Source organism: Providencia sp. wls1914, from assembly GCF_009706645.1.
Taxonomy (GTDB): Bacteria; Pseudomonadota; Gammaproteobacteria; order Enterobacterales; family Enterobacteriaceae; genus Providencia; species Providencia zhijiangensis.
On record NZ_WLUN01000016.1, the window covers coordinates 351,566 to 374,452 of the forward strand.

The window sequence follows — 22,887 nt, forward strand, 5'->3', positions numbered from 1 at the left end:
TTTAATTATATATTGCCTGAATTGATACCTTCCGTTGATAATAAGCGCGGTTGATTTCCTATGCATACACAAAATCAACTGTTTTATACGTGGTTTAAAGGGTTTTTATATGAAATACAGTAAATTAGCAACACTTATCACAACTCTGGCAGTCGCAGGCGTAGCTAACGCGGCAGAAGTTTATAACAAAGACGGCAACAAGTTTGATGTCTATGGACAAGTTGATGTTCGCCACTATATCGCCGACTCAAAAAGTGGTGAAGATGGTGATGATTCACGCGTTCGTTTAGGATTCCGTGGTGATACTCAAATCAACGACCAACTCACAGGTTATGGCCGTTTTGAATGGGAAACTCCAACCAACAAATCAGAAAGTGACCATGAAAACCAAAACCGTTTAGCTTATGCTGGTTTAAAATTCGCTGATTTTGGTTCTTTGGATTACGGTCGCAATTATGGTGTGAACTACGATGTCAATGCATGGACTGATGTTCTCCCACTTTGGGGCGCGGATACCATGGATCAAGAAGATAATTTCATGATGGGACGCAACCGTAACTTGTTGACTTATCGTAACAATAACATGTTCGGCTATGTTGATGGCTTAAGCTTTGCCTTGCAATACCAAGGCAAAAATGGCGATCAGAATAAATCCTCTGGTGAAGATGCACTAAAAAATAACGGTGATGGTTATGGTTTATCAACCGCTTATGAATTAGGTTACGGCGTCACCTTAGGGGGAAGCTATGCAAACTCAAGTCGTACACCAAGCCAGCGTGATGGTGCTATTGGAGCAAAAGGCGAACGCGCGCAAGTGTGGAACGTCGGGGGTAAATTTGAGTGGGAAGACCTTTACATCGCAGCTATGTATGGTCAAGCACTGAATGCAACTCGCTACGGAGAAGATGATGCTGAAGCCGTTGCTAATAAAACAGAAAACTTAGAAGTTGTTGCGACTTATACCTTAGATTTCGGTTTAACCCCTTCAATTGGTTATAACCAATCTAAAGGGAAAGATCTTGGCGAATATGGCAGCAAAGATTTAGTAAAATACCTGGCTGTTGGCGCAGCTTATGAGTTCAACAACAACATGTCCGCTGTCGTTGATTACAAAATTAACTTATTGAATAAAAATGAGTTCACTCGTGATCACAACATCAATACTGATAATGTCTTAGGTCTGGGTTTAGTGTACCAGTTCTAATCTATATCTCGAAAGTGGCGCTATCTTCAGTATTAAAGATAGCGCCATTTTTTTGCTTTTATTCTTATTAGTTTTGCTTCAGATAGTCATCGTCTTCAAGCACCCAAAGCGGTTCTATGTCGCTGTCCTTCTTAATAACTAAAGAAGGATCAGAACGTAAACATGCACCACCATAATGCCCTCCTACAGTGAATGTGCAGACCTGAATATAACGTTCTGCCACTTTCGGTAAACACCATAATTGCTGATAAACATTCTCTTGATGGGCAAATTGCCCACAAGTTTCATCCAGAATATCGTCTTGATGATCAACCAGCCCAATATTATTACCACAACGCCCTGCGATAGGCTTCACGGCATACCCTGTTTGGCGTAGCTCATCGTTAATTTCAAAATCCGTATCCAATAAATATGGATGATGCGGGAACAGTGACCATAGAATCGGCAGGATTGATTTATTTCCAGGGATCACCGTCCATAACGGTTCAAAAACACGAATTTCTGGACGCAACAGCACATCAATCAGCCGGACATCATTATGATGAGGGTGACCGGTTAAGATAGGTAGACCAGAAAGGTCACTTTCGCTCTCTTGGCGTAACTGCTCCAGAGCGGTTTCCCATGCCCATGTTTTCCATACACATTGAAGCACTCGCCCTTCACCATCCACCACTTGGCCCGTTTCATTCCAAACCAACTCATCCAAACCATGGATGATTTTGCATTCAAAACCTGCGGCCGTGATGGATTGAGCCATAAATAGCGCGTGATAATCCTCTTCACTATCTTTATCTTGCATGATGTGAATAAACGGTTTTGCAGTAGTGTGTTTCCATGTATCCGTAAGTAACTCTTGCAGTCGTTCACCAGGATTCCAGCCCGCGGTGATATCGCCTACTTTTGACCATTTATCAATAATTAACCCGGTTTCACTATGGCAAGAAGCTGAATCCGCATTGTATTCATAAACTTTCAATCCACGATGGTCCATACAAAAATCAAGGCGACCCGTCACCATATCATGACGGCGGTTTTGCCATGATAAACGCAAACGTGGCCAGAGAATTTCGGGGATATTGAAAAGTTTCAGTAAGTTGTCATCTTTGAGGACTTTTTCAGTCGCATGCAAATACATCAGATGAACTTCATTTGTTGCCTGCATTAGTTGATTTTCGGCAGTACTGGAAATCGTGAAATATTCATGGGGATTGGCATTCAATTTATGCCCATGGTTAGCCTTTATATAAGCTAATTCAATCGGGTTAGATTCATCTAACCAGCTTTGATTGAAGTTGATTTGGCTACCCAACTGAGCCGCGTGCAGCTCCATTAATTGTGGATTAATTTCAGGTTCTTTATAAGCATACTGGTTATTATCCGTTTGTATCATCCAACCGAGGATCGTCGTATCGGTGAATGTATCAGACAATGTATAACTTCCATTATCGACGCTTAGTGGGAGTTCTCGGGTCCACTGCTGTCCGGCAGGAAGTTTATGGTGTAAAACATTTTGTTCCACAATTCGCACTTTATTCTCAAGCACATGAGTGATCACAGCAACATGCCCAGTATGCTCAAATTCACCACCTTCCGCCCAAATCAGTAAACTTCCTGCAGTGGGTTTCATTTGGCTGCCATTTTGATACGCGCGCAATGGCAAGATACCGTCATCCACTACATGACGTAAGAAACGTAATGAAAAAATCTCATATGCCATGCCAACATCGGTGAATACCACGCCATAATTGAGATAGAGAAAACGGCGAGCGAATTCAACGCATTGCCATTTATATCCCATATATTCATTATTGATATAACTGCGAAACGAGATATCGTCCCGTTCACCTAAATCGGGAATGGAACTGTAATTGGAAGAGTAAATTGCAACACCACCGGGGGCGTAGCCAAGTAAAGTGCCAAACGGTTCGTGTTCTTCTGTCATGACCAGACTCCTATTACAGCTCACTGATATTATTTAAATTGCAATTATAAGAATGCTAATAATCAGTATACGCTTGTAATAATCAAAACACTGTGTTTTTTCATGACATAAAAAAAGCACCTACTTAATAGGTGCTTTGCGGTGTTGATGTTGAATTTACGACAAAAAACTTGCTAGCGATAACCGCGAGTATGGTTATTAGATGACCAGTTGTAAGTCACATTGCTTCCAGTTACGCGCTCTTTTTTCTTCTGGGTTCTTAAGGCTTTGGCTTCTTTTTCAACTTCAGCCGAGATTTCGGTAATGATCAATTTTTTGACTTTGCTTTCTTCTGAATTGGTCAACTCGCGCCCTAAACTTTTACGCTCTTGAGCCAGTCGTTGCCTCACCCGCATTCTTTGCGTTTCAGTCATCTCTTGCAGTGTTAGGGTTTTCATGTCATTACTCCTTCGAAAGTTGAAAGACGACTTCCAATATAGCACTCCGTTCTCTTTTCGTCCCAGATAAGGTGCCATCATCCCTATTTAGGAGTATAGTAGCCTTTATCGAAATCCGAATTGATATGAATCATTTTATTTATTATGGAATTAGCGCTCTCCACACCCGAAATTCGCCAGATCCTTGCTTCTGACACCCCAATCATTGATGTTCGTGCCCCCGTTGAATTTCAACAAGGTGCCATGCCATCGGCACTCAATTTACCCTTAATGAATGACGATGAACGCACCGCCGTTGGAACCTGTTATAAACAAAAAGGTTCCGATAAAGCAGTTGAGTTGGGTCATCAATTAGTCTCTGGTGAATTACGTGAAAATCGAATTAATGCGTGGAAAACAGCGTGTCAACAACATCCAGAAGGTTATCTTTGCTGCGCTCGCGGCGGAATGCGCTCCCATATAGCCCAACAATGGTTAAAAGAAGCGGGCATTGAGTACCCACTTATCAATGGTGGCTATAAAAACTTACGCCAAACGACTATTGATGCAATTGACGAATTAGCTCAGCGTCCAGTCATATTAATTGGTGGTTGCACCGGGAATGGCAAAACGCTATTAGTTCAAAGGCTTGAAGATAGTATTGACCTAGAAGGTATTGCTCATCATCGAGGCTCTTCCTTTGGTCGTACTTTAGAAGCCCAATTTTCACAGGCTACATTTGAAAACCATTTAGCGGTTTCTATGTTAAAAAAAGCCCCCAATCACAACCGGTGGGTACTTGAGGATGAAGGACGTGCCATTGGGGTGAACAGCCTTCCTGATTCACTACGCCAAGCAATGGAAGCAGCAACAATTGCAGTGGTTGAAGACCCCATTGAGCGCCGAATGGAAAGGTTAAAAGAGGAATATTTTGACCGAATGACCCACGATTTTCTTACCGTATTTGGTGAAGAACAAGGTTGGAATGCCTACAGCGAATACCTGCACCATGGTCTACATGCCATCCGTAAACGTTTAGGTTCCCAGCGAGCGATTGAGCTAACTAAACTACTTGATGATGCGCTGATTGCTCAACGTAAAACGGAAAAAACAGACGTTCATTTCTCATGGCTTACACCACTACTTCATGAATATTATGATCCGATGTACCGCTATCAGTTGAGCAAAAAACAGGATCGAATTGTTTTCAAAGGGACATTTGAAGAAGTCACTGAGTGGGTAAAATCCACCGCTCAATAATGCTACGCGTGTTCTTCAATATTAATAAGGTGACACTGTCACCTTATTAACCATTTCCAAGCCTGTTTAACGTACTTCCTGTTTAGCGTAACAGTGCGCCCACTAAAAACAGTGAACCTAATATCAAACAACACCCAGAACTGACATACCAAAATAGGTCGCTATTACCTTTAAAGCGGCTTTTGATCAGTGGAAATATTGCTGCTCTAATTAAAAATACAGCAGCAATGGCAATTAGAATGGGTTGAGTCAAGGGTAAAGAAAAAGAACCTTGAGCTGCACTGAATGCGTACAACCCCCAAATGGTTAATACCGTTCCGACAAAAATCGCCGTAAATGGTGGGTACCAGTGCCCTTCTTGAGATTGTTTAACGATCCGTTCCCCTGCTCCGAGCCACTTAAATCCAGCAGCGCCCCAAACCAGACACGCAAAATGCAATAGCGCAACAATCCATGTCAACACAGCAGCTAAATACAATGCAGTTATTCCCATTTATGATCCTTTCAGTGAAGCTTATTTTTTAAAGGCAATCTCAGTAATACCTTGGTAAATTAATTTAGAAGCTAACCCGCCTAAAATCAATCCGACCACTTTGCCTATCACTTTATGGATACGGGAATACGTTCGTCTTACAGAAGAGAGTGAAAATGTCTGGCATAAGATAATACGCCAAACTAAAGAAGCCACCACAATTCCTAACCAAATCAAAAGCTTAGTCCACAATGGTGTCGAAGGTGAAATAGTAGTAGAGAAAATACTCATGAAAAATAGAACAGTTTGAGGGTTAGATAAGTCAGCAATTAACCCTCGACGAAAATAAACACCTGTTGGGAAATTTTCTGTATTTTTTTCGGTAGCAAGAGACAGTTGCGTTTTATTTCGAAAGACACTGATCGCGTAATACAATAAATATAATCCACCTAGAATCTTAATCAGGGAAAATAGCGATTCAAACTGCGTCATTAATGCCACCAGCCCAAATAGCCCTAACCCTGAATAAATCGCATCCCCCAGAACAACCCCATAACCACAAGTTAATCCGGCTTTTTTACCTGAACTTAATGTCGTTTGAACTACCGTAAATAGGTTGGCACCGGGGTTAAAAAAGGTCAAAACAAACAAAAACAAGGTGATCAGAATACTGTGTAGTGGATCCATCATGGTGTCTCACATTATCGGAGGATTTTTTTATTATAGACAGGGATAACCCTTCGGGATGCAACCTACGTCAGGTTATTGAAAATCCACCGTATGTGAACGAACTAAAAAACTATCCCAATGATTTTCGACGTTGCAGCAACCACTTATCTAACTCATTAGCAAATTGCTGGCGATCTCGTTGATTTAAGCTAGCGGGCCCACCGGTTTGCACGCCACTAGCTCGCATCGTATCCATAAAGTCTCTAATGGTCAGACGTTCACGGATCGTAGCTTCACTGTAACGTTCACCTCGAGGGTTCAATGCCACCGCGCCCTTTTCCATCACTTCCGCCGCCAATGGTATATCAGCTGTAATCACTAAATCACCGGCCTGTGCACGTAAAACAATTTCATTATCTGCGACATCAAACCCTGCAGGAACTTGCAGTGTCTTTAAAAATAAAGAAGGAGGAACCGACAAACGCTGGTTCGCCACAAATGTAATTTGCACTTTTTCTCTATCGGCCGCGCGATATAACACTTCTTTAATCACTTTCGGACACGCATCCGCATCCACCCAAATCACCATATTGACGTTAACCTATCGATTTTATTTCTAGGAATGAATTGCTGCACATCATAGCATGTCATCAATCCCTTAGGAGGAACAAACTGACGTTTCTTGGCGCATCAATATTCCATAGCTCAGTAGCGAACACAGCACCACCAAAATACCGCCAACAATAGCAACCCAATATCCTGCATATATTCCGAGTTCATCCACCATTTTACCTGAAAGCATCGCACCAAATGCCACTCCAATATTCAGTCCCGCCAGCAGCCATGTCATCCCTTCCGTTAAACGGTGATCGGGAACAATATTCTCCACCAGCGACATACCGATAATCATCGTTGGCGCAAAAAATAATCCTGAAATAAACATCACAATCGCCAGCGACCAAATGCCCGTCACCCAAAGCAAAGGAATAATCGATAGCAATGTCAGAACCCCGCTGATTAGCAACATACGCGGCAAAGGCATTGATATACGCATTCCTCCAAATACCACCCCCATCACACAAGAACCAATGGCATACAGAGATAACACTAAACTCGCCATCGCAGGTTGCCCTTGCATCTGCGCCAACGTCACACTCAAAATATCCACCGTTCCCACAATTACGCCCAACGAAATCATGAGAATAATCAGCAACTGCAAGCTAGGTAGACACAAAATAGACGTCTTTTTGCTCATCATCTGGTGATTATCGATTAAGGTAGGTTCCGTTTTACGTTGAGAAACTAACAGTAAAACGCCCAATAATAATAAAATACCCGCAATCATGATTCCCGCTTGTGGGAACAGTGTCACAGTCAGCCCGACGGATAGCGGAGGCCCCGCAATAAACGTCAAATCATCGAAGACAGTTTCCAATGAATAAGCCGTTTGCAGCAGCGGATCCCCTTTGTAGATCTGCGTCCATCTTGCACGGATCATAGCGGACATGCTCGGCATAAAGCCCGACAGAAATGCCCCTAAAAATAGCCAAATATAAGAAAGCCCTAACCACGTAGACGCCACTATTAGCCCCATACCCAGAACACTAATAAAAGTCACTAACGGCAATACGCGAAACTGACCATGGCTATCCACTTGGCGAGAAATTTGCGGCGATAATAAGGCGTAAGTCAGCACAAAAGTAGCTGAAACGCCACCTGCCAGTGCATAGCTTCCTTGCAACATTGACAGCATGGTAATAATCCCAATCCCCATCATGGGTAACGCTAAGCGAGCCAAAAGCCCTGCCAAAGCAAATTGGAAGCTTCCTGAAGCGTGGAAAAGTTGTTGGTAACGGCTCAGCATGCAGTATCTCCATAATAAAAATTCAATATATATACGGTATGTATGTATAAAAATGATATATTGATACGAGATGAATGTAAATAATCATACGCGATGTATGTAAGAGGTTTTATGGCAAGACGAACACAAGCCCAAATGGAACAAACTCGCGCCCTATTACTGACGACGGCACGAGATTTCTTCTGCCGTTTAGGCTATGCAGAAACATCAATGGATGATTTAACGGCCAGTGTTGAACTGACTCGCGGCGCGCTATATCACCATTTTGGAGACAAACAGGGATTATTCTTGGCGGTTGTCGAACAAATAGATGCTGAAATGAACCAACGTTTACAGACAATCACGGACAACAGCGATGACCTGTGGTCAAGCTTTCAACGCCGCTGTCATGCCTATTTAGAAATGGCGCTCGAGCCTGAATATCAGCAAGTAATTTTACGGGATGCTAAAGCGGTGTTAGGGGAAGCTATCGCGAAATCTAACTTACAGTGTGCGGATGCCATTGAAAAGATCATCACCAAACTGGTGGAGGATAAAACCATTGCCAACGTAGAGCCTCGCGCCCTCGCAGCATTACTCAATGGCGGCTTGTCCGAAGCAGCGTATTGGATAGCACAAGATAAGAGTGAAACGCGGCTAAAACAGAGTATTGCCAGTATCGATATACTTCTGAACGGATTAAAAAAACCAGCAGAATAATAACAAAAGTAAGCCCGCTATATGGGCTTACCGTTATTGACTTGAGATTAACGCAGTGATTTAAATACGCGAATAAATTTCTCGACATCTTGTTCGCTTGTGGACCATGAAGTACACAGACGCACACAGGTTTTACCCACTTCCGGCGCTGGCATACTGCTTAAAACATAATGCTCCAGCAATTTCTTCGCTAAATCATCAGGTAGCACCACAAACACTTGGTTTGATTCAACAGGCGCTAAGAACTCAAAACCTTGCTGAGTAAAGAATGCCGCTAAGTGCATCGCCATCTCATTGAGATGCTTACCCAATTTGAAATAAAGGTCATCTTTAAACAGCGCTTTAAATTGAGCCGCTAATAACCAACCTTTCGCCTGTAACCCCCCTTTTTGCTTGATGCTAAAGCGGAAATCAGACTTCAAGCTTGGGTTTAAAATCACCAGGATTTCACCGGTCAATGCGCCAATCTTAGTGCCACCGATATAAAAAATATCCGTCAACTGAGCGATATCTTCAATCGTTACGTCGCTCGCATGGGACATTAAACCGGAGGCTAAACGCGCGCCATCCATAAACAGCCATAAACCATGCTCATCACACACTTTACGCAGCGCAACCAGCTCATCTTTACGGTATACCGTACCAATCTCTGTCGAGTTACTGATATACACCAATTTTGGCTGTACACAGTGTTCATCGGTATGATGCGCCAAAACTTGCTCAATCAGTGCTGGCGTTAATTTACCCGACGCTGAAGGAACGGTAAAAACTTTATGCCCAGTGGCTTCAATTGCCCCCGTCTCATGTACCGCAATATGCCCTGAATCTACCGCGATAGCCGCCTGATGAGGTCTTAAAACATGGGAGATGGTGGTTAAATTGGTGATCGTTCCACCATTAAAGAAATGAATATCTGCATCTGGGCGTCCAATGCGCTGTTTCACTTGCTCAGCCACACTGGCACATAACGTGTCGGTACCATACCCTTCAAAACGCTTACCCACTAAGCTATTGAGTTCTTCCATCACTGCTGGGTGCGCTATTTCATTATAATCATTAATAAAGCTGTACATTGGCAACCTACCGTTAAGTTAAAAACAAGCCAACAGTTATATTCGCATATCATTCAATGTTCAATGATATTTTTTAGCTTGCAGAAACGAGTCACTTCTTAGGTTGCGAGCGACGAAAGGTCAGATTGAAGCGGTAAGCCCCAAGTTGAGGATGAACGCCTGATTTGATTTGTCGTACACCGTGATAATTGAGCCGCGAACGCCCGCCCCATACCAGAACATCGCCATGCTCCAATGGAACAGCTTGACGTGGAGACTCTCGCGTCTTTCCTCCAAAATCAAAGATAGTGGGCAATCCTAATGAAAAAGAAACAATCGGTTGGGAGAAATCTGCTTCATCTTTATCTTGATGTAACGACATTTTAGCCCCGACACCATAGCGGTTAACAAGGCAAGCATCGGGATCGAAATGAGAGAAACCCACTTTTTCAGCGGCATTCTCCGACAGCTGTTTAAATAGAGCGGGCATCATGGGCCATGGCCGCTGAGTCATCGGGTCGACGGCAGAATAGCGATAACCTTTATTATCCGTAACCCAGCCCCAATCACCGCAATTGGTCATTGCCACAGACATGGCGTACCCGCCTGGGGTTTCCATATGACGCAAAGGCGCTTGAGCAATCACCTCAAATAATGCAGCTAATAACGGCTCTCCTTGCCCAAGCAAAAAGCCTTTAAGGAGATAAGCATCAGGCGCAATCTCAATCGTATTCTCTTCATCAGGAAATAACATTGTCACCACACATATAGTCACCACGCATTAAAAATGGGCACCTAGAAGTGCCCTTGATATTTAAACGGCTTGTTGCTGCCTTTTCAAGGCCAATTGACGCTCTGCTTTTTGGCTACCCCAAACACTGAGTAAAATCACCAACATACCGAGTAACTGTAATGGACTGAGTTGCTGGTCTAGCCACAGCCACCCGAGGATAACAGCGCTCATCGGGCTTAAGAATCCCAGCGATGCTACTGAGCTGGGTCCTAAGATAGCGAGACCACGAAACCATAATGCATAAGTCAGTGCGCCACCGATCAAAGTTAAATAACTCAGACCCGCGATATTTAACAAACTCAAGGAAGGTAACGTAGGTTCAAGTAATAGGGCGAAAGGCAGTAAGACTAACCCACCTGCGGTTAATTGCCACGAGGTAAAGGTCAATGCTGAGACTGGAGGCTGCCAACGACGGCTCAGTACCGTTCCTGCAGCCATAGAAAATGCCCCAGCTAAGCCCGCAATAATCCCCGTTAAATCTAACGCAGCACTTGGCGTCAATAATAAAATAGCCACCCCGAAAATACCGCTCAGTGCGGCAAATATCGAAATACTCGATAGCGGGCTGCTTAATAGCCAACGGCTAAGAAATAACACAATCAGCGGTTGAATCGCTCCCACCGTTGCCGCCACGCCACCCGGTAAACGGTATGCGGAGATAAACAACAACCACCAAAATAGCGAAAAATTTAAAATGCCAAGAATCAGTACTCGTCCCCACCAAATCCCCTGAGGCAATTTGCGTAAAAATAGCAACAACAGCAAACCCGCCGGCAAGGCGCGGAGCATCGCTAACGTCAGAGGCATACCCGCAGGCAGCATTTCCGTTGTCACCAAGTAGGTGCTTCCCCAAACTATCGGTGCTAATGCCGTTAAAAACAGAACCCAATATCTATTCATGAATACGCTCACGTTGATTTATCTTGAGGTCAAGATAAATTCAAACTACCTTGACGTCAAGATAGATTATTGTATGATTTGCCTATGGATAGAATCGATAAAATCACTCAACAGTGGGAACGTGAACGCCCCGACCTTGATATCAGCGCCATGGGGCTGATTGGTCGCTTAGGCAACGTTGCCCATCACCTGACCCGTGAAATGGAGAAGGTATTTGCCCAATTTGGTCTAAACCGATCAAGTTTTGACGTGCTCGCCACTTTGCGCCGTGCAGGTTCCCCTTACACACTATCACCCAGCGATATGCTAGCGACCTTGATGGTGACATCTGGCACGATGACCAACCGCATCGATCAGCTCGAGAAAGCCGGTTATGTCGCGCGTCATGTCAATCCTGATGATGGCCGTGGTTTTTTGGTGAGTTTAACAACGGAAGGGTTGGATTTAATTAACCAAGTGGTCGCCGCCCATACTGAAAACCAATCCCGTTTGGTGGCGTCATTGTCGAATGAAGAGCAACAAGCGCTGAATCAGCTACTACGGACGTTTCTAACTCATTTAGAATCATGAAACTTTTAGAGGGGAACTCCTTTTCCCCGTTCTATTTTTACGAGCTAAATTAGCTATTCAACTCAAAAGGCATCAATTTTTGCGAACGCTCAAATTGGTCGCAAAGGTATACCAAGCGCAATAAATTTTCGGCGGTTTGATTTTCCCGTTTTAAATAGTGCGCCAGTTGCTTAGCAAACCATAACATCCCCAAATCCTGCAATGTCCTGACCACAAAGTTTAACTCGTCAATTTGACTCGCTGATAACTGTGCGCGCCCTGTGCAGCTTTGTGTTTCCAATACCGCCAAGATTGGACGGGTAATCTGCTGTGCCAGTGTTGGCACTGGCGCAAATGCTGTGCGGTCTTGCTGCTTTTTCGCCATATATTCAGCAATCGTCGTCATAAACTTGGATGACTGTTTTTTACGAGGTACCGATTCAAAATCAAGGTAGAACAGCTCAATACCCTGCTCTTTTTTCAACCAGAGGGTTTTCGGAGTTAGCTGTAATTGCTGCTGAGACACGCTGACTTGAACGGATACCACACTAATTTCCCAACCTTTCTGAGTGATAAAACGCAACTCTTCAATTTTGTGATTTTCCGTACCTTGCCAGTCTAATCGCAAAAATGCCCGATTTTGGTTTCCATCCAGCACAGCCCAACTGACACACTGCTCGATTTCATTCCAATGCAGCGGTTCGTAGCTGTCGATATGCAGAACAACCGGTTCAAACTGAGTATCATCGGTGAGCGCATTGAAATAGGCCGTTGCCGATTTCCAATCATCAAACCCCAGCTCACTTTTCAATGCTTGGTAATCATCGAATGAAATGTGCGGTGCTTGGCTAACTGCACTGCTACTGACGGCATAACTATCGCCGCTAGCCGCAAGTTTACCCTCATCGGATAAGCGTGGATTGTGCAATTCAAAACCACTGCGCATCAGGCTATCTGCCGTTTGTTTCCAAATCGCTAGCGTTTGCCAGACAGTGTGACGGGTGAAATTCGGGTCGAGGGTATTGGCCCGCGCTTGACTACACTGCACCACTTTTTTCTCTTGGTTATCCCAAAAACTAAATGTTCCCCCGATGGCGCCACTTTGAGTTTGCCACCACTCGGCATGAATAGGGATCAAAGAAAGAATGTCCGTTTTACTGTCATATTGGCGACGACCAAAGGCGCGCAATTGTGCAATTTTATCGTCGCTGGAGTGCGTTAATTGGTAAAGATAGCCACTGATCTGTGCGATAAACCGCAAAACCTGCCCTTCATCCATCGTGAAATGGCGCTGGGCTAATAATTTCACTTGATAGCTTAAACGCTTTAAATAATTGGCTAAGCGAGGCAAACCTTCCGCACGCGCTGACATATTCAATAAATGCAACTGCGCGGCGCTGCTTTGGCTTATATGAGAAAGCCCCTGACGCAGCATATCGTGAATAAAACGCTGGATAGTCGCAATCACCGCTTGCTCATCGTCGCTCAATGCTAGCGTGGCCTCGCGGTTAGGCATCAGATCGTCAGGCCAATTCCACGGCTGATTATGCTGAAGAAAGACCTTAGCGATCGCGGCCAAATGTAGGGCTTTTTGCTGCTTCTCAGGTAGTGACGACAGCATCCCTTGAAAACCATTACCCCGAATATAGATAATTGGCTCGTCGTACTGAGGGATCGTGATTTTCAGTTGGTTAGCTTGGTCGTCTAAGATCACGGTGTGATCTTGCCAATCCTGTAAGATCTTCACCGCCAAGCGGCAATCGGGCTTACTGTTTTGCTTGATTAATGTGGGAACATCGAATACCAACAGCTCAGGTAATAGTGGTTCAATATCGACAGACTCCGAACTATCTTCTGTAGAATCAATCGATTGTTCATCGCTGTTTGTTTGTACCCAAAGTACCGCCGCCAGAATATGTTTGCAGCAAACCGAAGCCGAACAGTCGCAGCTGGCTTTTTGAACCCCTTGAGGATCTAATGTGACGTTCTGGCCATCGCTGGTAAAAGTTCCATCCGCTAAACAAACCGGAGAAACTTTACCACTTTCCAGATCCTTACGAGCTCGGCGCACCAATCCGACGTTGGCAAATACAGCTAATGCGTCGTCATCATAATGTAAATAAACGGTTTTCCAACTCATTGCATCACCTCAGCCAGCCAGTGAGCAAAATGCTCTGGGGTTAACGCCGCCACACTCATACCGCGATCCGCCAGCTTCTGGGCAATCTCCGTATCATAAACTGGCAATGCATCATCATCTAAAGCAGCTAATCCCAACAATTTCACTTGCTGGCTATTCAAGCGCTCCGTGCAATTGAGCAAATTATTCAACGCCCCGCCTTCTTCAAAGTCGCTGATCAAGGAAATCACCGTGCGTTTCGGGTTACGGATCAAGCTCTCACAATAATGCATCGCTTTCGCAATATCAGTTCCCCCGCCGAGCTGCACGGTCATTAGTACTTCTACCGGATCGTGGGCTAAATGGCTGAGATCGACCACCTGAGTATCAAACACCACCAAAGAGACACGCACCGTCGGTAATGCCGCTAAAATACTGGCGCACACCGCCGCATACATAATCGAACTCGCCATCGAGCCACTTTGGTCGACGCACAAAATCACATCCCACGGCAAGTGCTGTTGCTGGCGGGAGTTAAAATACGGAGTTTTAATCACTAAGCGCTGATTTTGTTGATCATAATTCTTTAAATTAGCAGCAATGGTAGCTCGCCAATCAAAATTACGACTATTGGGGAGTAGCGATCGCTTAAAACGGTTACGACGTCCCGTTAGCGCTTGGCGAAACTGATTACGCATCTGGCTTAAAATATCATCCACCACTTTGCGAATAATATTCTTCACCGCATCCCGCGTCTCCTCACTCATTTTACCGCGCAAACTTAATAACGATTTGGCTAAGGCTTTGGTGGGCTCCATTGCATTCAAGGCTTGCGGGCTTTTTAATAAGCTACTAATTTCATAACGCTCTAATGCCTGCGACTGCATTCGCTCAAAGGTGCTGTTTGGGAACAATTTACGGGCTTGGTTCAGCCAGTTAACCGCTGTCAGTTGGGACGCATCTAGCGATCCATGACGCCCGCCTTCTTGGCGTAAACCGCGACGTTGATATTCACGACGATATAAAAAATCCAATGACCGCTCGATTCTGAGCTCATCGCCATTTAGTACCGCTTGTCCCAGTGCGCCATCTGCATATTGACCTAAAATAAGACGCCAGCGTTTCGCTAATTGAAGCTGCTCTTCGGTTAGTTGCGCGTCTTCTGGCTGCTTATCCATGAGATAGCCCCTCATTTTGCAGTGAAAACCACTCCGTTAACCCTTGATTTTCAATCTGATGCTGAATTTTTTGTTCGAGTTCCATGGCTTGGAGTAATTGTTGCTGATTGAATTGTGTCTGATGGAGGGTTAAATCTTGGGTATCCATCGATAATTTTTGCGCGACCACCCGCGCCATTTGCGCATTCTGTTTCGGGGTTAATTGGCTAAACGCAAAGCGCAGATCCGGCAATACTTGCAAGAAACGTCCATCATCCCACTCACCCAACAGTTCATTGAGTAACTCTATTAATAGGGGTAAACGCACAACCAATTCCGGTGCAGTACGCATAATGCCAATGAAGTAGCCGATAGCCAGTTCCGGGTCACTACCTAAACTGAAGGTTCGCTGAATTTCCTGGGTCAGTACCGATTCATCAATTTTGCCACCAAGATAACGAATAGCATCAACCGCCCCTTTAATCAGCGGCGCGTGATTAAGGCGCCCATCCAACCGACTCAATTGTGCATAAAATTCTGCGGAATAATCCGTATCGCGGCTAATTTCCGGCATAAAGGTGATTAATTCACGGCAAGACAGCAGCGCATTAAAATAGTGTTCTTGCTGCTGTTCATCCCCTTGAGCCACCTGATCTAAGCAGAAAAAAGCCTGAGAGAGTACTTTATCAATCCGCTGTTTGATGCCCGTTTCTTCTTCAAGATCAAAAAAGCTACGCCCGCGCCATAGATGCACCAGCTTATGGCCACAGGCCACTAATGATTCAAACTGGCTATCGTGCTGAATATAACGGTCTAACAAGGTAAACAGCGTTGGAATGCGTTGGTGAAGTCCAATCAACGCTGCCTGCATCAGCAACGTCACCGCGCTTTGGCTTGAACGGCTGATACCTTGCTCTTCAAGCTGTTTTTCCATTGCCAAAATTTTATTCAGCGCAATGGCTTTTAATTGGGTGCCTTTTTCAGAAAGTGCGATTAGCTCCCCTTCCACATTCGGCGTCCACGCGTATTGCCACTCTTCAAACAGTAAATCCATCTGGTTGCCTGAAAGAAAATTAGGTCCAGAAAGCGGTTTGGCGAAGTGGATCTCTAAGAAACTCAAAAGATGCAGAAAACGGCTACGTAAGCGATGTTGCTTATTACGGTACACATCTAAGCGGCTAACTTTGGCTAACGTATCATCCAATTTAAAGCGAAAGCCTTTCGCCAATGAATAGGTTTCAGACACCAATGGCGGTGTGATGGTGCCTTTGGGGATCTGCCCCAAGGTAAAGCCAGAAAAACAGGTTTTGATTTGCTGCCACAGCTCATCTTGGCTTTCATCTAAGCTGCCTTTGATAAACGCACTTTGCAGCCCATCTAATAAATCATAGCGACCCGCCCCCGTGTGCCCACGAAATGCGGCAAGTCTCAAGCTCTGTTCTGCGGCGAGTTTGACGGATAAGAATCCCGGCGCTGCATCAAATTGCTTTGCTCGTAATACTTCAGCCACGTAAGCCAAAAACTGAATACCGAGCTGATTTCGATATGCAGCCGTCGCTGCCACTTTTTGCGCTGCCTGATCCGCTCGCTGCGCCAACAACCCTTCCCACACTTTTTGATAAAATGCGGGAGAAGGCATGCCGGAGGCGTAACCATTTAATGCATCGAGCCGGTCAAAGCTATAACGGATAAGCCAAGCGCTGTCGCGTTCTGCCAACTTTTGCTGAGCCGTAAATTGCTTTTGTTGCTCGGAAGAGAGTTTAAATTGCTGCGCCGCCGCATCCCCAAGCCCTTCAAGCAGTGCCAAGGTATGAAAACCGCCCGTCACGACCACAATTTTCGCGTTTGGCTCTGCGGATTTAATCGCTTGAATATGCGCCTGCATATGGGCTTCACGCTGAATTGATCCTTCAGAAGCAAGCACTTCCGGCTCATAATCCAATCGTGCTAAGGCACACCAAATAAAGGTATCACGGAAGAAATCAACCCAATTGGCAACCGAGGTTAATGGGCGCAACTCAAACAGATGTTCCCACAGCTCATCGTGATCACGGCACCCACACTTTTTCGCCAACTGAGCAATAAATAAGCTATGGGCAAGATAACGTTCCCGTTGCAAGCTTTGATGCTGATTCTCGCCTTCTAAGTCAAGTTCCACCTGCGCTGTCCATGGCAAGTCAATAAAACGCAGTTGAGCTTGATGCTGCTGCCCTACGTGTAACGCTTGCCACTCAGGGGAATATTCACAAAATGGGAAATAAGCCGACCTCGTGACAGCGTCACTTTCATCTTGTTCAGTGGGCGCACTTTTCAGGGTAGTTTGCCCCATAATCGCCACTGGTGGCCGAGTCTCTTTATCCAATAAACCCGCGATTAATGGGTTAAAACTGTCGGGACCTTCTATCAGCACGTAATCAGGCTTAACCTGCTCAATTAAGCTCAATACGCTATAAGCACAGGCGGGACTGTGGTGACGAACGGGGGCAAAATAGAGCTGTTGCTCCCCCAGTGTTTTCCATTGTTCAAGTGCCTGCTGTAGCCGTTCTGGCAATGTGATGTTTGATAAACTCACCGATGATGTCTCTCATAGGGACAGTGTGGTGATGTATTTACCACCACACTGCGACGACGGATATTATTGCCAGAATTCACGGGATGCATCGAAAAAGGCTTTCCATGCTTCGCTCTGTTTCGCACGTTCGCGGGCAACGTTATCAATGTAATAACGCATCCGTTTGATATCATCCGCATTATCTTTGAGTACCACACCAATCAACTGGCGCGCGACCGCGCCTGCGCTCAGCGTGCCATCCCCTAAATAATGCGCTTCCAATGCACAGGCATAAGCGATGTTAACCGCTTCCGCCGTAGACATCACCGCATCTGGGGTTTTAATACTCCCACCATCTTTGGTATTGCCTGAACGTAATTCTTGGAACGTCGTGACTAATAATTCGATCACATCTGTTGGGACTGTCACTTTGCCATCCAGCTCGCCAAGTTCAACGGTCAATTGTTTGTTGATCAGTTCAATTTCAAATGCCGGATCTTGGATAGGTTTGACGGTTTCGAAATTAAATCGACGCTTAAGTGCCGATGACATTTCATGCACACCGCGGTCACGTAAGTTGGCAGTACCAATCAAGTTAAAGCCTGATTTGGCGCTGATCCGCGCATTATCTTTCATTTCAGGGATCATCATTTGCTTCTCAGACATCATACTGACCAGCACGTCCTGAATTTCAGGTGGGCAGCGAGTGATCTCTTCAAAACGCACAATTTTGCCTTGTTGCATTCCTTGGTAGAGCGGTGAACTCACTAATGCTTTCTCAGTTGGACCTTCCGCCAGTAACAGCGCGTAGTTCCACGAATATTTAATATGATCTTCCGTGGTACCCGCCGTGCCTTGAATGGTTAAACCGGAGTCACCGCTGATCGCCGCCGCTAATAACTCGGACAGCATGGATTTTGCCGTACCCGGCTCCCCTACCAGCATTAACCCTTGTTTACCCAGTAAGGTCACAATGGCGCGATCTACTAGCGCATCGTCACCAAAAAACTTGGGGGTAATTTGCAGTGCTTCATCCCCAAGAATAAATTGACGAACCGCCCGCGGGGAACGTAGCCAACCTTGTGGTTTTGGGTTGGCTTTATCCGCTTGGGTTAATCGCTCTAATTCATCCGCAAAGCGCACTTCTGCGCTTTCACGCAGAACGCCTTCTGTTACTTTTTTCGCCTTAGCCATGTTGGTTTCCTAAATTTATGCGTCGATTAATCAATGATTACCACGGGGTTTTCTTTTCCCATTCAGGGTCAAAACCGCTACAGGCATCCGCGACTTTCAGGTAGTCAGCATAGCTTTCGGCTAACAGGATCGGCGGCACGTTTTTCAGTTCCACATAGCCTCTATCCCACGAACTTTTTTGTGCTTGGTCGAAACTCAAGGAATACAGTACCGCAGGGATATTTTCTTCTGGGACATAACTACCACTGAATTCCATGTATACGTAGCAATCTAGGCTGGAGAAATATTTGAAGTAGTGGCAGAAGCTTCCGCCATCTTCCGCTTGACCGCGCTGATACCCCATTTTGGTTAACACGCCGCGTAAGGTGAAGGTATCCGTTAGCCAGCCTTTTCTATCTTCGATTTCCGTGAGCGTTAACGCCAGATCTGGAATGGTGTGATCCATCTGCGAGAATAGGAATTTAACTTTGTAATCTTTAAAGTGGGCAATCCACGCTTTACGCTCTGCATCAGACAGTAACGCCGCATGACCCAACTTGATGCTGGAGTCTGCGCTTAATTCGACTTCATCATCATCGAGGTTCAATAAGCAACCATCATCGGATGGGCGGAATTGGTTGATCACTTGGCCATCTTTCACTTCTAACCAAACCAGTCGCTCAATTAAACCACGCATCACTGGGTGATTTTGAATGTATTCCTGCCAATCTGCCGTACTCCACAGACGCTCTGCACACATCGCTTCATACAGACGCGCAGTCTGTAATTCAATAACTTGCTTAAGCTCTTTTTTGCTGGATGTCAGGAGTTTTTTCGACTCTTTAATCAGCTCTTCATTATCAGTTTTGCGTGCCGCTGGCAGTGCTTTGATCTCTTTGCCTTCTGGGTTAAATAACACCAGTTTTTGTTGGGCATCGAGTTTAGCCGTAAATGTGCGATCGCCATATTCCAGTACTAAGGTGCCAGTTTCGTCCATACCTGCAGTTGGGATGGTTCTGTCTGCCAGTTCATCCGCGCTCCAACCGTTACGCTGCGCAATGTCAGAGACTAATCCGCGAGCTTTTTCTTGGACCGATGCGGTACGATAACGACGCGATAGTGATAATAAAAGCTGGATGATCAGCGGGTCGTTACTGACGGCAATCGCGTCAATCATCGCTTCAATTTGAGCGCGACGCTGGTAATGGTCTCGCATATAGTTACGCAGCATGGTTACGGCAACATGTCCCTCCACACCACAAATCAGCGCAAGCATCCCTTTTTCACTGATAGCCGAGCCTAAATAACGACCTAATACTTCGTTTTTGATCTCGTTGATGGTCTGCTCAAGGGTGAAGTTTTCATACTTGGCATAGTATTCAGGCCAGCGTTTTACCCAATCTTGGTAGTTTTTCAAGCGTGATGGAGCGTCTCTTTCCGCTTCCGCCATCGCCGCTTCCAGTGACGGTCCCGCCACATCTTGGCTAATAAAACTGTTCAGAATAAAGCTACCTAACTTACGCTGGCTGTCTAATGATAATAAGCTGATATATCGCTGTAATAGCCCATTACCCGCTGGCATTTTTAACTTCACCGCCAGAATGATCCACCAGCGGATGATGTCCGCGTCCACCTTTTTATTATCTTGCCAGGTCATGGCTGGAATAGCGTCCAGATCAAACCATGCCATACTCGCCGGTGCTTTGGCTTTTAAGCCTTTTTGCGCTTCTGCCAGCAGAACTTTCGGAGCTAAGTAACCGGAAATATCTTCGCCAAATTGCTCTAATGCCGTTAATAATGCGGCTCTTACCACTTCACGTTTCTCTTTTTTCAGCAACGCGTACAGCGGTTTTAGGGAATCTGGATGTTTTAAGCGAGCTAACCATTCGATGGCAGTCACGCGGATCTCTTGTTTACCAGAGTCCAATCCTTCTGCCGCATTGACGTGAATGCTTGGTAAGGTTTCCAGCAATTTTTGAGCGCTTAAACGGTGGGTTTTGTTTTCACCCAGCGCCAACTCCATAATGCGAGGAATGAATCGTGCTGGAATGGTCGGGTATTTACCTAAAATGGTTACCGCGTTAGACGCATCATACTCTTGATAATAACGATGCCCTTGGTGCTGTGGGATAAGACCCAGCGCTTCACTTAAGAAATCAGGGTACTGCATAAAGAACGGCCAAATTTGTTCCGGCGCTCTAAATAGCCCTAATCCATCACTGTATGAACGCAGGCATAAGTCAGCAATTAAGCGGCTCGCATTTTTAAAATGGCACTGCTCAAGCCCTTTTTCTAATTGACGTAAATCGAGCTGCGACAGGATGCGAACGGGAACTTCACGAGTGAGTTGATAGTGAGAAAAATGCTCAACATCAGAACGGTTATGACTCAGCAAACGCAACGCGTGGAATAGCGTGAATTCCGGTAAATTATTAATGCGCTCTTTGTGCTTGATGACATTGTATTCATGATCGGTGATCACCCCAACGCCCGAGTTTAATTTAGCTAATAAGCCAGCACACTCGTCTTCACTGTGTTGACTGAACTCTTTGTAATGGCGTTGTGACCACGTGTATTTATGCTTTTCTTGTTTATTTTCTTCCAGTTCACGCTCAGCATTTTCTTTGGCTTTTTGCAGCATTTCACGGAAGTTAGAGACCAAAATATCGACGGCGCTTGCTGGCAATGGCGTATCTTCCATTGGGATAACGTCTGGAATTTCTACCGCTTCCACTTCGCTCGCACAATCCATCACATCAAAACGAGAAATCGCACTTTCAATACTCTTGAGGACAGTTTTGTTGGTTTCCACTTTCAATGCTGCTTCAAGAATATCTCTATCTTTACCAATACGGGCAAACAGATCCGCCGCTTGCGTACGCTGTTTTGGCGTTCCTTCAAGCAGTACTTTGGTTAAGTGGGTTTTAACCGCCTCTTCCGGCAGAATAGACATTACTGGCTCAGCCGCTGAGCGCACGGTTTTCAGTGAACTGGTTGCCAATAGCACTAAAATATCGGCAAACACGCTATACAGCGCCTCGTCTTTTCTCAGGATATCGATCAATTGGATCTGACCACTGGCGGATAAATTGCTCAGCAGGCTTTGGCGAATAAAATCTTGCTCAGCAATTAAGTATTCTTTTAAACCTGGGATAGCGAATAATAACGCCATATTTTCGTAGTGATAATCAGACAGGTTTTGTCTATCAAAAATACCGTATAGCACGGTGTTACCCGGTTGTTCGGCTTCATTTTCCACTAACTGACTGAGCAGATCGTAGTTCCAGTGTTTACGGTGTTCATATTTAGCATGGCGTGAATTTTCAAAGGTGGTTACAAACGCATCACACAGTAAATACAGCATCCAAGACGGCAATTCTGGCGTCAGAATTTTGATATTCACCTCTTGGCAAGCCGCCGCGACCACTTTTGCAAAACGCGCGATCTGCGCTGGCGTAATATCATCACCCACTTTGGAATACAGTTTATGGCGAGCATTTTTACCTTGGCGGATCACTTTGCTATACGAGCCGGCATCAAAACTGTGGCTTCCCCACCACCAATCCACCGTTCCCGGTTTGTCTAACAAAATTGTGGCTTTTTCTTTGTCCAACTGCCCCAGTTTCATAAGAATTTCAGGGGATTTACTCTCCATCACATAATCAAAGAGCGATTTGGGTAAGCTTTCTTCAAATGCAGCGAAAGGAAGCAGGGATTCTTGTAAATATTGTAATCCTGCGGTGTCCCCTTTTTCGCCATAAATAGCCAGAAGGTCAAAGGTAATTTTAGCCATGTTAATTTCCTAAATGTAGTTATATAACAACTTCTTATCATTTTTAGTTATTCATCTCAATTTGATTATTCTTATTCCTGATTATTTAACTTTACTGCTTAATTATTCATCTGGAATTAAATACCAATAATTTAAATATTCCCCCGCTATTTTCCCAATTCTTGCGCCAAATCCCCCTAATTATGGAAGATTGACCAGCAATGTATAAAGTCGTGAGCAAAATGCCGTCTATAACAATTTTTCTCATTTTTAGACTGATCTGCACAGATATCAT

The 22,887-nt window shown here is 45.0% G+C and carries 15 protein-coding genes and 3 pseudogenes; 4 read left to right on the plus strand and 14 right to left on the minus strand.

The window, feature by feature from the left end:
• Positions 1-109 precede the first annotated feature (109 nt).
• On the plus strand, positions 110-1,204 hold the full coding sequence (locus GKR74_RS12295) for a porin (RefSeq protein WP_154603788.1): 1,095 nt from the start codon (positions 110-112) through the stop codon (positions 1,202-1,204).
• A gap of 67 nt (positions 1,205-1,271) precedes the next feature.
• On the opposite strand, the gene gss is transcribed toward GKR74_RS12295, so the two are convergent.
• Together gss and GKR74_RS12305 are read right to left on the minus strand one after the other, a co-directional pair.
• Positions 1,272-3,146, minus strand: a complete 1,875-nt coding sequence (gss, locus tag GKR74_RS12300; protein ID WP_154603789.1) for a bifunctional glutathionylspermidine amidase/synthase — start codon at positions 3,144-3,146, stop codon at positions 1,272-1,274.
• Positions 3,147-3,319: 173 nt separating this feature from the next.
• The gene (locus GKR74_RS12305) at positions 3,320-3,583 is read right to left on the minus strand and encodes a DUF3811 domain-containing protein (protein ID WP_036947975.1); all 264 of its coding nucleotides are present in this window, start codon (positions 3,581-3,583) and stop codon (positions 3,320-3,322) included.
• 144 nt (positions 3,584-3,727) lie between these two features.
• On the opposite strand from GKR74_RS12305, the gene mnmH reads away from it, so the two are divergent.
• On the plus strand, positions 3,728-4,822 hold the full coding sequence (gene mnmH / locus GKR74_RS12310) for a tRNA 2-selenouridine(34) synthase MnmH (protein WP_154603790.1): 1,095 nt from the start codon (positions 3,728-3,730) through the stop codon (positions 4,820-4,822).
• An 82-nt stretch (positions 4,823-4,904) separates the two neighbouring features.
• On the opposite strand, the gene GKR74_RS12315 is transcribed toward mnmH, so the two are convergent.
• The 4 genes from GKR74_RS12315 to GKR74_RS12330 all read right to left on the minus strand — a co-directional run bounded on the left by GKR74_RS12315 (position 4,905) and on the right by GKR74_RS12330 (position 7,827).
• A complete protein-coding gene (locus tag GKR74_RS12315) occupies positions 4,905-5,315 on the minus strand; it encodes a hypothetical protein (protein WP_154603791.1) in 411 nt (136 codons plus the stop codon).
• A 21-nt stretch (positions 5,316-5,336) separates the two neighbouring features.
• The gene (locus GKR74_RS12320) at positions 5,337-5,984 is read right to left on the minus strand and encodes a homoserine/threonine efflux transporter (protein WP_154603792.1); all 648 of its coding nucleotides are present in this window, start codon (positions 5,982-5,984) and stop codon (positions 5,337-5,339) included.
• Between the two features lie 109 nt (positions 5,985-6,093).
• A complete protein-coding gene (locus GKR74_RS12325) occupies positions 6,094-6,552 on the minus strand; it encodes a YaiI/YqxD family protein (RefSeq protein WP_154603793.1) in 459 nt (152 codons plus the stop codon).
• Positions 6,553-6,621: 69 nt separating this feature from the next.
• The gene (locus GKR74_RS12330; RefSeq protein ID WP_154603794.1) at positions 6,622-7,827 is read right to left on the minus strand and encodes an MFS transporter; all 1,206 of its coding nucleotides are present in this window, start codon (positions 7,825-7,827) and stop codon (positions 6,622-6,624) included.
• Between the two features lie 111 nt (positions 7,828-7,938).
• On the opposite strand from GKR74_RS12330, the gene GKR74_RS12335 reads away from it, so the two are divergent.
• The gene (locus GKR74_RS12335; protein ID WP_154603795.1) at positions 7,939-8,526 is read left to right on the plus strand and encodes a TetR/AcrR family transcriptional regulator; all 588 of its coding nucleotides are present in this window, start codon (positions 7,939-7,941) and stop codon (positions 8,524-8,526) included.
• A 47-nt stretch (positions 8,527-8,573) separates the two neighbouring features.
• Here the strand turns inward: GKR74_RS12335 and GKR74_RS12340 are convergent, their stop codons facing one another.
• From GKR74_RS12340 to GKR74_RS12350, 3 genes and pseudogenes are all read right to left on the minus strand, one after another.
• The gene (locus tag GKR74_RS12340; protein ID WP_154603796.1) at positions 8,574-9,599 is read right to left on the minus strand and encodes a threonine aldolase family protein; all 1,026 of its coding nucleotides are present in this window, start codon (positions 9,597-9,599) and stop codon (positions 8,574-8,576) included.
• Between the two features lie 73 nt (positions 9,600-9,672).
• Positions 9,673-10,332 (minus strand): annotated as a pseudogene (alkB, locus tag GKR74_RS12345) (DNA oxidative demethylase AlkB).
• A 60-nt stretch (positions 10,333-10,392) separates the two neighbouring features.
• Positions 10,393-11,271 (minus strand): EamA family transporter, encoded by an 879-nt coding sequence (locus GKR74_RS12350; protein WP_154603797.1) that lies wholly within the window; start codon positions 11,269-11,271, stop codon positions 10,393-10,395.
• Between the two features lie 84 nt (positions 11,272-11,355).
• Here GKR74_RS12350 and GKR74_RS12355 point away from each other — a divergent pair.
• A pseudogene (locus tag GKR74_RS12355) lies at positions 11,356-11,850 on the plus strand (MarR family winged helix-turn-helix transcriptional regulator).
• 40 nt (positions 11,851-11,890) lie between these two features.
• Here the strand turns inward: GKR74_RS12355 and GKR74_RS12360 are convergent.
• From GKR74_RS12360 to GKR74_RS12380, 5 genes and pseudogenes are all read right to left on the minus strand, one after another.
• Positions 11,891-13,960 carry an SWIM zinc finger family protein gene (locus GKR74_RS12360; RefSeq protein ID WP_154603799.1) on the minus strand — a complete coding sequence of 690 codons (2,070 nt, stop codon included), beginning with the start codon at positions 13,958-13,960 and terminating at the stop codon, positions 11,891-11,893.
• A pseudogene (locus GKR74_RS12365) lies at positions 13,960-15,117 on the minus strand (VWA domain-containing protein); the annotation flags it as partial. The gene GKR74_RS12360 and the pseudogene GKR74_RS12365, both read right to left, overlap by 1 nt.
• Entirely contained in the window at positions 15,110-17,668 is a 2,559-nt protein-coding gene (locus tag GKR74_RS12370) for a DUF5682 family protein (RefSeq protein ID WP_336431328.1), read from the minus strand. The pseudogene GKR74_RS12365 and the gene GKR74_RS12370, both read right to left, overlap by 8 nt.
• Positions 17,669-17,731: 63 nt before the next feature.
• Positions 17,732-18,841 carry an ATP-binding protein gene (locus tag GKR74_RS12375; protein WP_154603801.1) on the minus strand — a complete coding sequence of 370 codons (1,110 nt, stop codon included), beginning with the start codon at positions 18,839-18,841 and terminating at the stop codon, positions 17,732-17,734.
• 37 nt (positions 18,842-18,878) lie between these two features.
• Positions 18,879-22,613 (minus strand): DUF4132 domain-containing protein, encoded by a 3,735-nt coding sequence (locus GKR74_RS12380; protein ID WP_154603802.1) that lies wholly within the window; start codon positions 22,611-22,613, stop codon positions 18,879-18,881.
• Positions 22,614-22,887 lie beyond the last annotated feature (274 nt).